14 protein-coding genes are annotated in these 10861 nt (G+C 69.7%); 3 read left to right on the forward strand and 11 right to left on the reverse strand.

The genetic code is table 11. The features are described 5' to 3' along the window. The 9 genes from AB7U92_RS13095 to AB7U92_RS13135 form a co-directional block, all read right to left on the reverse strand. Positions 1–287: EscU/YscU/HrcU family type III secretion system export apparatus switch protein (locus tag AB7U92_RS13095; protein ID WP_428577345.1), on the reverse strand; the 287-nt coding region annotated here is incomplete at its 3' end. A gap of 124 nt (positions 288–411) precedes the next feature. Continuing rightward, complete coding sequence (locus tag AB7U92_RS13100) at positions 412–1044, reverse strand: protein phosphatase CheZ (RefSeq protein WP_428577348.1); 633 nt, start codon at positions 1042–1044, stop codon at positions 412–414. 29 nt (positions 1045–1073) lie between these two features. Then, on the reverse strand, positions 1074–1472 hold the full coding sequence (gene cheY, locus AB7U92_RS13105) for a chemotaxis response regulator CheY (RefSeq protein ID WP_428577351.1): 399 nt from the start codon (positions 1470–1472) through the stop codon (positions 1074–1076). Positions 1473–1503: 31 nt separating this feature from the next. Beyond that, a complete protein-coding gene (motB, locus tag AB7U92_RS13110; RefSeq protein ID WP_428577354.1) occupies positions 1504–2466 on the reverse strand; it encodes a flagellar motor protein MotB in 963 nt (320 codons plus the stop codon). A gap of 103 nt (positions 2467–2569) precedes the next feature. Then, positions 2570–3430, reverse strand: a complete 861-nt coding sequence (gene motA / locus AB7U92_RS13115; protein ID WP_428577357.1) for a flagellar motor stator protein MotA — start codon at positions 3428–3430, stop codon at positions 2570–2572. A 229-nt stretch (positions 3431–3659) separates the two neighbouring features. Beyond that, positions 3660–4205 carry a flagellar transcriptional regulator FlhC gene (gene flhC / locus AB7U92_RS13120; RefSeq protein WP_428577359.1) on the reverse strand — a complete coding sequence of 182 codons (546 nt, stop codon included), beginning with the start codon at positions 4203–4205 and terminating at the stop codon, positions 3660–3662. A 2-nt stretch (positions 4206–4207) separates the two neighbouring features. Further along, complete coding sequence (flhD, locus tag AB7U92_RS13125; protein ID WP_428577362.1) at positions 4208–4531, reverse strand: flagellar transcriptional regulator FlhD; 324 nt, start codon at positions 4529–4531, stop codon at positions 4208–4210. Positions 4532–4750: 219 nt separating this feature from the next. Further along, on the reverse strand, positions 4751–5587 hold the full coding sequence (locus tag AB7U92_RS13130; protein WP_428577365.1) for a hypothetical protein: 837 nt from the start codon (positions 5585–5587) through the stop codon (positions 4751–4753). Next, a complete protein-coding gene (locus AB7U92_RS13135) occupies positions 5584–6042 on the reverse strand; it encodes an ABA4-like family protein (RefSeq protein ID WP_428577368.1) in 459 nt (152 codons plus the stop codon). The genes AB7U92_RS13130 and AB7U92_RS13135 overlap by 4 nt, the downstream gene beginning before the upstream one ends. 110 nt (positions 6043–6152) lie before the next feature. Between AB7U92_RS13135 and AB7U92_RS13140 the strand changes: the two genes are divergently transcribed. After that, on the forward strand, positions 6153–6779 hold the full coding sequence (locus AB7U92_RS13140; RefSeq protein WP_428577371.1) for a TetR/AcrR family transcriptional regulator: 627 nt from the start codon (positions 6153–6155) through the stop codon (positions 6777–6779). Further along, positions 6776–7687 (forward strand): alpha/beta fold hydrolase, encoded by a 912-nt coding sequence (locus AB7U92_RS13145; protein ID WP_428577374.1) that lies wholly within the window; start codon positions 6776–6778, stop codon positions 7685–7687. The genes AB7U92_RS13140 and AB7U92_RS13145 overlap by 4 nt, the downstream gene beginning before the upstream one ends. Before the next feature lie 10 nt (positions 7688–7697). On the opposite strand, the gene AB7U92_RS13150 is transcribed toward AB7U92_RS13145, so the two are convergent. Then, on the reverse strand, positions 7698–8111 hold the full coding sequence (locus AB7U92_RS13150) for an META domain-containing protein (protein ID WP_428577376.1): 414 nt from the start codon (positions 8109–8111) through the stop codon (positions 7698–7700). A 125-nt stretch (positions 8112–8236) separates the two neighbouring features. Here AB7U92_RS13150 and AB7U92_RS13155 point away from each other — a divergent pair, with 125 nt between their 5' ends. Beyond that, positions 8237–10093, forward strand: coding sequence for a glycosyltransferase family 2 protein (locus tag AB7U92_RS13155; protein ID WP_428577379.1), 1857 nt, complete (start codon positions 8237–8239; stop codon positions 10091–10093). Positions 10094–10108: 15 nt separating this feature from the next. Here AB7U92_RS13155 and AB7U92_RS13160 read toward each other — a convergent pair. Beyond that, positions 10109–10861: hypothetical protein (locus AB7U92_RS13160; protein ID WP_428577382.1), on the reverse strand; the 753-nt coding region annotated here is incomplete at its 5' end.

The raw sequence follows: 10861 nt of genomic DNA on the forward strand, positions 1-10861 counted from the left end.
AGCGGCAGCACCATCCACATCATCGAGGCGGTCAGCTCGGCCAGCCGCTCGAGCATCGCCTCGGGCCGGGCAACGCTGCGCGAGTCGAACTGCAGCGCCTGGGCCAGGCGCACCTTCAGCCAGCCGGTGGCCCAGGGCATGGCGGCCACCACGACCGCGCCACCCACCGCGATGGCGGCGAAGTGGCCGAGGTCGCGCGAGCGCGGCACCTGGCCCTGCTCGCGTGCTTTCTGCAGCTTGCGGGCTGAGGCTGGGAGAGTGCGGTCCTGTGCGTCCTGGTCGGCCATGGCGTGATGCCCCGTGGATAGGGGGCCAGGCCATTGTTCCGGGCGAGTGCCGGAACTTGAGGCGGAACAGAAAGGCAAAAGGGCCGCTTATCGCGGCCCTCCGTGCGGGGTGTGCGGGAGTTGGCTAGAAGCCCAGGCTGGCCAGCAGGTCGTCGACCTCGGCCTGGTCCTTGACCACGTCGGTTCGGCCCTCGGGGTTGACCACCGGGCCGTGCAGCACGGCCGACTCCACCTTCTGTGCCTGCTCGGGCGGCGCGGCCTGCACCAGCAGCTTGACCAGGCTGTCCTCCAGCTCGGTGGCCAGCGACACCACCTTGGCCACCACCTGGCCGGTGAGGTCGTGGAAGTCCTGCGCCATCATGATGTCGGTCAGGTGCGCGTCGATGCGCGCCGTGGCCGCCTCGACATCGCCGACGAAGTTCATCACCGCACCCGAGGCCACGGCCTTCACCGGATCCTTGACGATCGCCTCGGCGATGCGCCGCGTCTCGCTGGAGATGTGCGCGTGGTCGGCCTTGGCCTGGTCGACCGAATTGAGCACCTTGTTGGCCGCGTCGCTGGTCTTGTTGGCGATGTAGTTCAGCCGGCTGCGCGCATCGGGCAGGCCGTCGGCCGCCACCTGCAGCTTGGGCATCACGCCGAGCTGGGTCAGGGTGTCGTGCAGCTGGCGGGTGATCATGCCGAGCTGGTGGAACACTTCGGGCGAGGCGCCGGCAGCCATCTGGGGCGCCAGGTCCGACAGGTCGTCCATCTTCATGTTGTGGTCCCTTGGTTGGCGGCGGCCGTTCAGGCGGTGGCGGCGAGCTTCTGCATGATCTTCTGCACCTTCTCTTCCAGCGTGGCCTTCGTGAACGGCTTCACGATGTAGCCGGCGGCACCTTCCTGGGCGGCGCGCACGATGTCCTCCTTGCGCGCCTCGGCAGTGACCATCAGCACCGGCAGGTGCTTGAGCGACTCGTCCTTCTTGATCGCGGTGAGCAGCTCGAAGCCGTTCATGTTCGGCATGTTGATGTCGCTGACCACGAAGTCGAACTTGGCGCTCTTGAGCATGTTCAGCGCCGCGGCGCCGTCTTCGGCCTCCTCGGCGTTGTTGCAGCCCATCTCCTTGAGCAGACCACGCACGATGCGCCGCATGGTGGAGAAGTCGTCGACGATCAGGAATTTCAGGTCGGTGGGGTTGCTCATGTCGGTCCTCGTTGCGGACGGGGTCGGGTGTTTATCGGGCGGGCGGCACGAAAGTTGAGACTGGCTCGACCACCTTGTGATCGACCATCACGGGTTGTTCCGCGACTTCCGGCTCGGGCGGCGCGGCGGGCCGCAGGATGCGGTCTTCGGCTTCGCGGTTCATCACGATGATGCTGATGCGGCGGTTGGCCGGGCTGGCCGGATCGTCGGGCTCGAACAGCTGGCTGGAGGCCAGGCCCTGCACGCGCAGCACGTGATCGTCGGGCATGCCGCCGGCCACCAGCTCGCGCCGCGAGGCGTTGGCGCGGTCGCTGGAGAGCTCCCAGTTGCTGTAGCCGCGCTCGCCGGCGGCGAACGGCTGGGCGTCGGTGTGGCCCTCCAGCGTCAGCCGGTTGGGCACTTCGGCCAGCACCGAGCCGATCTCGCGCAGCAGCTCGCGCATGTGCGGCTGCACCACCGCGCTGCCGCTGTCGAACATCGCCCGGTTGAGTTCGTCGACGATCTGGATGCGCAACCCGTCGGCCGTCATGTCCAGTCGGATCTGCGACTTCAGCGCGGCCAGCTTCGGGTTGGAAGCCAGCACTTCCTCCACCTTCTCCTTGATGGCCTGCAGCCGGGCCATCTCGGCGCGGCGCTGTTCGGCCTTCAGGGCCTGCAGGTTGATGGTGCGCTTCTTGGCGTCGATCTCGCCCTGCTTGACCTGCCCGCCGCTGCGCGAAAGATCGGCGCCACCGCCCTTGATGATGGAGGAGGAGTCGCCCGAGCCGGAGCCGCCGAACATGGCGATCTTCAGCGGCGAGTTAAAGTAGTCGGCAATGCCCTTCTTGTCGCCCTCGGTGGTGGAGCCGAGCAGCCACATCAGCAGGAAGAAGGCCATCATGGCCGTGACGAAGTCGGCGTAGGCGATCTTCCAGGCGCCGCCGTGGTGTCCGTGCCCGCCCTTCTTGATCTTCTTGACGATGATCGGCTGGAGCTTCTTCGAGTCACCGGCCATGGCGCGCTCCGAGGCCTAGCGGGCCGAGCGCCGGGCCGCTCTCAAGCCGGCCCGCATCCCCTCGGGGGATCGGCCGACGTACTCGTCGGGCGAGGGGCTTCATTTACTTCTTACCCTTCACATGGCCTTCGAGCTCGGAGAAGGTCGGGCGCTCGGTCGAGTACAGCACCTTGCGGCCGAACTCCACCGCCACCTGCGGGGCGTAACCCTGCATGCTGGCCAGCAGCGTGGTCTTGATGCACTGCAGCTCCTTGCTGCCCTCGTCGACCTTCTGCTCCATCAGGCCGGCCAGCGGCTCGGCCACGGCGTACGCGAGGAGAATGCCGAGGAAGGTGCCGACCAGGGCCGAGCCGATCATGCCGCCGAGCACCGCTGGCGGCTGGCCGACCGAGCCCATCGTGTTCACCACGCCGAGCACCGCGGCCACGATGCCGAAGGCCGGCAGCGCACCGGCCAGCCGCGCCACGGCGGCGGCAGGCGCATGGGCCTCGTGGTGGTGGGTCTCGATCTCGCTGTCCATCAGCGACTCGATCTCGTGCGCATTGAGGTTGCCCGAGACCATCATGCGCAGGTAATCCGTCACGAACTCCACCACGTGGTGGTCGTTGCCGACGGTGGCGTACTTCTGGAACAGCGCCGAGCTGTGCGGCTCCTCGACGTCCTTCTCGATGGACATCAGGCCTTCCTTGCGCGCCTTCTGCAGGATGTCGTAGAGCAGCGCCAGCAGCTCCATGTATCGCGCCTTGGTGTACTTGGAACCCTTGAACACGCCGGCCAGGCCGCCGATGGTGGCCTTCAGCACCTTGGGCTGGTTGTTCACCACGAAGGCGCCGATGGCGCCGCCGAGGATGGCGAGCATCTCCGTGGGCAGCGCCTTGAGGATGACCCCCATGTTGCCCCCGTGCACGATGTAGGCGCCGAAGATGCAGCCCATCGCAACGACCCAACCGATGATGACGAACATGACTTGCGCTGTTTCGTGGTGGTGCGCCGTGCCCATCAGCGGGACGGCTTCGACCTCTTATCGGCAGCGCTGCGGGGGGGCTTGAGCGGGAGAAGCCGGGGATTCCGGACCCACCAAGAAAAGAGCGGATCCCGAGGGATCCGCTTCGAAGGCACTAGGGACGTGCCAGGAGGAGACAAGCAAGAAAAACAGATCTTGCGCCCTGTTATCGGCAGGGCGCCGGAAAACCTTAGTGGGCGTCCATCCGGATCGCGCCGGCGGCGTTGCCCTTGCCGGCGCGGGCCGGCGGGTTGCACAGGCCACAGACGTAGTGTTTCGCAATCTCGTGCGGATGGGTGACGTAGTGGCCCCCGCATTTCGAGCACTTCGTCATGGTGAGCATGCCGTTGTCGACGAACTTCACCAGGCGCCAGGCGCGGGTGACCGACAGCAGCGCCTCCAGCCCCTGGGCGGTGGTCTGCTCCTGGTAGAGCTGGTAGGCCTTGATGACGGTGTCGATCTCGTCGAGCTCGGCCACCTTGTTCAGGTACTCGTGGATGTTCAGGAACAGGCTGGCGTGGATGTTCGGCTGCCAGGTCATGAACCAGTCGGTAGAGAACGGCAGCTGGCCCTTGCTGGGTGACTTGCCGGAGACCTCCTTGTACAGGCGCAGCAGGCGCTCGTACGACAGGTCCGTCTCGGATTCCAGCACCTGCAGGCGGGCACCCAGGTGGATCAGCGTGACGGCACGCTCGATCTGCTTGGCTTCGGTCAGGATCGACTTGGTGCGCGCCATGATCAGGCCGCCTCTTGGTGACGGCCGGCCATCAGGATGGCGGCGTGCAGGCGGCTGGTGGTGTCGTTGGCGGCCGACTGGCCGTGATTGGTGAGCAGGCCCCAGACCAGCTCGTCGTCCATCCGGAACTTGCACAGCAGCGTGTTGCCGGCGGCGATCTTCATCATCTGTGCCGGCGTCAGCAGCGCGATCATCGAGGCGGTGTCCTCGTTGATGCCCAGGCGGTACAGCGCCTGCTCGCGGTCGGCGCGGATCAGGCTCTGAGCCAGCATCAGGTAGGACAGGTTGGCTTCGCGGATTTCGGTGAGGATCTGGTCGGCGTTCATTGCGTGGCTCCGTGTCGGTTGCTCTTGGTCGTTCGTCACTGGCTTCGAAAGCCGCCTTTCGTGACGGCATGGAACGAATTGTGAGCAGCACGACTGGGCTGGAACATCAGCCCATCTCCAGGGCTTGAGTCCACTTTCGTCCACAGCGCGTGTCAGGCTTTTTCCTACACTGCCGGCTGCATCTGTGTCCAGATGTGCAGCGCGTCACGAAGCGGGCACTCAGGCCGGCGGCAGCACCGGCGGACGCAGCACCGCGCCCTGCAGTCCGAGCACCATCGCCACCGCCCAGGCGGCCACGTACAGCACGATCGCCAGGGCGAACAGCCGCGTGGCTCGCTCGCGCGGCAGGCGCAGCAGGGCCAGGCCGATCAAGGGCACGAGTTGCTGGGCGTGCAGCCCGAGGAAGTGCGCCGGGCGAAGGTCGCCCAGCGCATGCCAGCCCAGCAAGGGCAGGCCGCTGCCCGCCGGCGGCTGGATGGGGCCGAGCATCGCGCCGGCGCCGGCGCCGAGCGCGAAGGTCAGCACCAGCCCCAGCACCACGGCGCGGCGCCACAGCGGTTCGATGTCGGCACGGGCATGGCGCACGATGTGCCAGGCCAGCAGCGGCTGGGTCAGCGTCAGCAGTACCGCAGCCGCGCCCATCAGCTGGTACATCGCGACGTGGAAGCGGTCGGCGAAGTTGTAGTGCGACGCTTCGCCCAGCGCCGCCTGCCAGGTGATGTAGGCGTTCTCGAACGACGCCGTCCCGATCAGCGTCGCGACCACCACGCGCACGACGGCGTCGTGACGCCGCGCGGGCGGCAGCAGGCCGACGAACCAGGCGGTGGTCAACGCAAACACGCCGGTGGAGGCGAGGAACTTCAGCGGCTTGACCCACACGCCCACGCCGCGCAGGGTGCGGTCGTCCAGGCCGTGCAGCGCCAGCAGCGGCAGCATCGCCGCCAGCATGGCCAGGCCGAACAGCGTCAGGGCCCGCTGGCGCTGCAGCGACTCATGCAGCCAGCGCGCCGGCGTGAGAAGCGGGCCGGCGGGGCGGGCGAACGGCAGCGTGGTCATGCGGCACTCCGCGGGCGAAGGTGAATGGAGTCGCGCCGCCACAAGGCGCGCACGAGCACGAAGCCCAGCAGCCCCGCCGGCCCGAACAGGAAGGTCAGCAGCAGCAGCGGCACCACCGCGGCATGCGGCATCGCCAGTTCGCCGGCGCGCTCGGCAACCCAGGCACCGACGAAGAGATCGAAGGCGAGGTAGTGGATCCAGCCGGCCGCAAGCGCGCCGGGCACGTCGAACAGCGTGCGCACCTCGGCCAGCGAGCCGAAGCCCCCTTCGCCGCGCCAGTGGGTGGCGATCATCGCCACGTAGAGCACGGCCAGCCCCAGGGGCAGCAGGCGGCCGGCATAACGCCTCGCCCAGGGGGCGCGGCGCGATCCAGCGGGCGACAGCAGCAGCGCCAGCCAGCCGGTCAGCGCCAGGCCGTTGGCCACGGAGAACACGGGATCGGGAGCCAGCAGCATGGCGGGACCTCGGGAGGGCGAGTGGGAGGGGGGTGAAACGTTGACTAGACAGTGTCTAGTGGATCGTAGGCGCTAGACTAGACACTGTCAAGCCAACCACCTCGTCCCACGTGCCCCGACCCGCCCCGCTGGCCCGCCCTGCCGATGCCGGCGCCGACCTGCGCCAGCGCATCCTGGCCACCGCCGAGACGCTGCTCGAGGAGCGCGGCGTGGCCGGGCTGAGCCTGCGCGAGGTGGCGCGCCGGGCCGGCGTCACGCACCAGGCGCCGTACCACCACTTCGCCGATCGCGAGGCCATCCTCGCCGAACTGGTGGCACGCGGCTTCGCCGAGCTGGCGCGGCGCCTGGCCGAGCCCAACGAACGCCTGCCCGCGGCCGGCCGGCGGGCCACACTGGTGGCCTCGGGCGCGGCCTACGTCGGTTTCGCGCTCGACCACCCGGGCATCTTCCGCATCATGTTCCGCCCCGAGCTGTGCGACCCGGCCCGTTTCCCCGAGGCGCAGGCGGCGGGCGAGGCGGCGCACGCCGAACTGCGCCGCATGGTGGCGCTGGTGCACGGCGCGCAAGCCAGCGAGGCGCTGGCCACCGGCTATTGGTCGCTGGTTCACGGGCTGGCCTGCCTGATGGTCGACGGCCCGCTGGGCCAGCAGCTGGCCAGCCCGCGCGCGCGCCGCGCCCATACCATCGAGGCCCTGTCGGCCATGGTCGAGCAGATTCCTCTCGACGAAGCGCCATGAAACCCACCACCGCCCTGCTTCCCGCCCTGGACGGCGATGCCTTCGACCTCGACGGAGCCGGCACCGGCCGCCTCCGCGTCTATGCCGGCGTGCCTTCCGGCGCCGCCGCGCAGGGCACCCCGCTGCTGATGGTGCACAGCGTCAACGCGGCCGGCTCGGCGCGCGAGGTGCGGCCGCTGTTCGATCGCTACCGCGCGAGCAAGCCGGTGTATGCGCTCGACCTGCCCGGCTTCGGCCTGTCGGATCGCAGCGACCGCGTCTACACGCCGCGGCTGATGACCGACGCCGTGCTCGCCGCCGCCGCCGAGGTGCAGCGCCGCCATGGCCCGCGGCCGATGGACGTGCTGGCCGTCTCGCTGGGCAGCGAGTTCGCCGCGCGGGCCGCGAGCGAGCGGCCGCAGCGCTTTCGCAGCCTGGCCCTGGTCAGCCCGACGGGGTTCAACGGCACCGCGCGGCGCCAGGCCCCCCCCGGCAGCACCCGCGCCGTGCCGGGCCTGTACCGCGCACTGGCGCAGCCGCTGTGGAGCGGGGCGCTGTTCCGCGGCCTCACGCGCCCGGGCGTGATCCGCTTCTTCCTCGAGAAGACCTGGGGCTCGCGCCAGATCGACGAGGACCTCTGGCAGTACGACGTGGCCATCACCCGCCCACCCGAGGCAAAGCATGCGCCGCTGTACTTCCTGTCCGGCGGCCTGTTCAGCGCCGACATCCACCGCGTCTACGACAGCCTGTCCCTGCCGGTGTGGATGCTGCACGGCCGGCGCGGCGACTTCGTCGACTATCGCGGCAAGCGCTTCTACGAAGGCCGGCCGAACTGGCGCTTCGACGTGCTGGACGCCGGCGCGCTGCCCTACTTCGAGCAGCCCGACGCCTTCTGCGCGCGCTACGACGCGTTCCTGGCAACGCTGTAGCGAAGCCGCGTCACTGCGGCTCGCGCGTCGCGCGCAGCAGGCCGCGGCCGTCGGCGTCGCGGATCTCGAGCAGGCCGTCGGGCCGCACGCGCGCGGTGACGGCCAACTCCAGCGCGGTAAGGATGCGGTCTTCCTGCTCGCGCTGCAGTTCCGCGCAGGCCATGCGCGTGGTGGCGATCGGGCCGATGCGGATGCGGTCACCCTCCAGCGTGAACGAGCCGCTCATCGCGTTGCAGCTGTTGTGGCCGGACAGCCTGCCGTCGCGGCCGAGCACCAGGCGCGCGCGGCGCTTGTCGAGGATGGGCTCGGCGCGCGCCTGCTCGATCACCCAGGTGCCGTGGATGTCGGGGGCGGGAGCGGGGGCGACTGCGCAGCCGGTGAGCAGCACGGCCAGGGTGGACCCCGCGAACAAGGTGAACTTCATCCGGTAAGCCCTCGTAACTGGACGGAAAAGCGGTGGCTCATGCGCCGATCGACGCGGCGGCCGGCCAGTAGATTGTGCTCAAGTCCGGCAACTTGCCGGCGCTGCTGCCGCCACGGAGTCGCCCGATGAATACCACCCCGCCGCCGGACCTCGACATCAGCGTCCTGATCGAACTGGACGCTGCAGGCCGTTGCCTCACGGCACTGCGCTCGCTCGCGAAGCAGTCGCTGCCGCGCGAACGCTTCGAAGTCATCGGCGTATGCGCCGGCGGCGTCACGCTGCCCGAGGCCGTGCGTACGCAAGCCGATTGGCTGCTGGCCGATCCTCGCGGCCAGGCAGGAGCACTCCACCTGGGCTTCAACCGCGCCGCGCGGCTGGCCACCGGCCGCATCGTCGTCCGCTGCGACGCCTCCGCCGACTTCCCTCCGGGCTTCCTCGACTGTCTGGTGGCCAGCTTCGCCGCGGAGGGCGGAACCGCGCGCCAGCCGGTGGTGACGCTGCAAGGCGGCGGCGCGCAGGATGCCAAGCTCGCCCTCGCCCTGCACCGGCAAGACGTGCAGCTGGTGCTGGCTGCCGGACGCAGCGACATGCCGCTGGAAGACGCCGCCTGGCTGCTGGTCGAATCCGGCGCGCAGCACCTGCGCCTGGATGCCGGTGGCCCCGCTGCCACCGCGTCCGCGCTCGACTGGCGCGACATCCCGGTCTTCATCGTCAACCGCAACCGCCACGAGGCCATGGTCCGGCTGATCGACTGGCTGCGTGCCGGCGGCACGCGCAAGATCGTCATCCTCGACAACGCCTCCACCTACCCGCCGCTGCTGCAGTACTACGACGCGCTGCCCGACGGCGTGAACGTGCTGCGCCTGCCGCAGAACCACGGCCCCTACGTGCTGTGGCAGCAGCGCGTGCACGAGGTGCTGGACACGCCGTACGTGCTGACCGACTCCGACATCGTGCCGGCCGACTCCTGCCCGGCCGACCTGGTCGGCCGCCTGTACGAGACGCTGCGGCGCTACCCCGACGCCAGCAAGGTGGGCCCGGCGCTGCGCATCGACAACCTGCCCGACGGCTACGCCGATGCCGACACCGTGCGCAAGTGGGAGAGCCAGTTCTGGGAGCACCCGGTGGCCCCGGGATTGTTCGCCGCGCCGATCGACACCACCTTCGCGCTCTATCCGCCCAAGGCGGACTTCTCCATCGACGACCGGGCGTTGCGCCTGGGGCGGCCCTACGTGGTGGAGCACACGCCGTGGTATGCCGTCGAGGGCCAGCTCTCCGACGAGGAGCAGTACTACCGCAGCCACGCCTCGAAGACCTTCAGCAACTGGAGCGTGCGCGGCAAGCAGTCGAGCACCTACCTGTCCGAACGCGTGCAGCGCTTCGACCAGCGTGCGAAGGTGCTGAACATCGACGCCGCCGGCGAGCGCATCCCCGGCTGGCTGAACTTCGGCCACGAGGTCCAGCTCGATGCGCAAGGCCGCCTGCCGCTGGCCGACAGCATGGTCGACGGCATCCGCCTGAACGACGCGCTGCACGGCGTGCCCGAGATCGCACCGCTGTTCGCCGAGCTGCGCCGCGCCGCGCGCATGGGCGCCAAGCTTCAGCTGCGCATGGCCGTGGCGGCAGGCGAGGACTGGCAGCGCCAGCGCTGGGCCCAGCAGTTGCCGGCCGCTGCCGCGCAGGCCGGCTGGGAGCTGCAGGAACTGCGCCTGGTGACCGACCGCGAGAGCGTGGCCCAGCGGCTGCGCCAGCAGGGCGGCGGCACGCCGCCCGTGCAGGCCGTGGTGGTGACGATGATGGCCCTGCCGCACGGCAGCGCCACCCCGGCGCGCCTGCCGGTGCCGGTGCTGATCGGCGACGACCGGCTGGCACCGCACTTCGTGCCCGCCCGCCGTGATGGCGGTGTGCGCGGCGCCGCGATGCACGCCGCTCAGGCCCGCCAGGAGGCCGGCCAGACGCTTCCCGCCGCGCTGGCGGCCTGAAGCGCCGGCGGCGCCTCAGTCGCCCTCGGGATCGAAGAGGAAGCCGCTGCCGCGCGACAGGCGGCGCTCGAAGTCGTCGAACTGGCGCCGGGCGCGCAGCGCGAAGCGCTCGTCGTCGGCGAGCATCGCGTCGATCTCCGGCAGCGCCTCGTCGGCATACAGGCAGTCCACGGTGCCGTCGGCGAAGTAGGCCGGCGACGACGCATAGTCGGTCGGCCACAGCGTGCGCGAGGCGTGCAGCAGGTAGCAGCCGCTGGCCAGGAAGCTGATGCTGCCGGTGGTGGGCTGGCCAAAGCTCACGCACAGGTCGGCCTCGGCGGCAACCTCCTCGATCGAGGGCTTGAGCACGGCCTCCAGGGCCTCGACCGGCACACCCAGCGCACCGGCGATCATGTTGACACCCGAGGCGGTGGGCTTCAGCCGCAGCACCAGCTTCGCGCCGCGCTTCTCGCACAGCGCGTCCAGCGCCTTGTAGAAGGCCACCATGCCGGCGAAGTCGATGTGGAACAGGCCGTTGCTGATCATGCCGTTGAGCAGCATGCAGACGGTCTTCGCACGCTCGCGCGGGCGCCGCATCGGCACTGCGGTCAAGCGCACACCGCGGGTGCGGATGCGTTCGCCCAGCACGGTGCGCATCGGCGTCATGAAGCCGTCGCGCTCGACCACCTCGACACGGCGGCCGTGCGGGATGGCGCCGGTGGCGTAGGAAGAATGCGGCAGCACGGTGACGCGCGCGTCCAGTTCGGCGGCAACGCTGAACAGCGGGCC

This window comes from Piscinibacter sp. (genome assembly GCF_050175855.1).
GTDB lineage: Bacteria > Pseudomonadota > Gammaproteobacteria > Burkholderiales > Burkholderiaceae_C > Piscinibacter.

Excerpts from the sequence above, each read along its gene's own strand:
- AB7U92_RS13155 (WP_428577379.1), top strand. The coding sequence starts at position 8,237 with ATGAATACCACCCCGCCGCCGGACCTCGACATCAGCGTCCTGATCGAA.
- cheY (WP_428577351.1), bottom strand. The coding sequence starts at position 1,472 with ATGAGCAACCCCACCGACCTGAAATTCCTGATCGTCGACGACTTCTCC.
- AB7U92_RS13150 (WP_428577376.1), bottom strand. The coding sequence starts at position 8,111 with ATGAAGTTCACCTTGTTCGCGGGGTCCACCCTGGCCGTGCTGCTCACC.
- flhC (WP_428577359.1), bottom strand. The coding sequence starts at position 4,205 with ATGGCGCGCACCAAGTCGATCCTGACCGAAGCCAAGCAGATCGAGCGT.
- motB (WP_428577354.1), bottom strand. The coding sequence starts at position 2,466 with ATGGCCGGTGACTCGAAGAAGCTCCAGCCGATCATCGTCAAGAAGATC.
- AB7U92_RS13130 (WP_428577365.1), bottom strand. The coding sequence starts at position 5,587 with ATGACCACGCTGCCGTTCGCCCGCCCCGCCGGCCCGCTTCTCACGCCG.
- AB7U92_RS13100 (WP_428577348.1), bottom strand. The coding sequence starts at position 1,044 with ATGAAGATGGACGACCTGTCGGACCTGGCGCCCCAGATGGCTGCCGGC.
- flhD (WP_428577362.1), bottom strand. The coding sequence starts at position 4,531 with ATGAACGCCGACCAGATCCTCACCGAAATCCGCGAAGCCAACCTGTCC.
- AB7U92_RS13135 (WP_428577368.1), bottom strand. The coding sequence starts at position 6,042 with ATGCTGCTGGCTCCCGATCCCGTGTTCTCCGTGGCCAACGGCCTGGCG.
- AB7U92_RS13145 (WP_428577374.1), top strand. The coding sequence starts at position 6,776 with ATGAAACCCACCACCGCCCTGCTTCCCGCCCTGGACGGCGATGCCTTC.
- motA (WP_428577357.1), bottom strand. The coding sequence starts at position 3,430 with ATGTTCGTCATCATCGGTTGGGTCGTTGCGATGGGCTGCATCTTCGGC.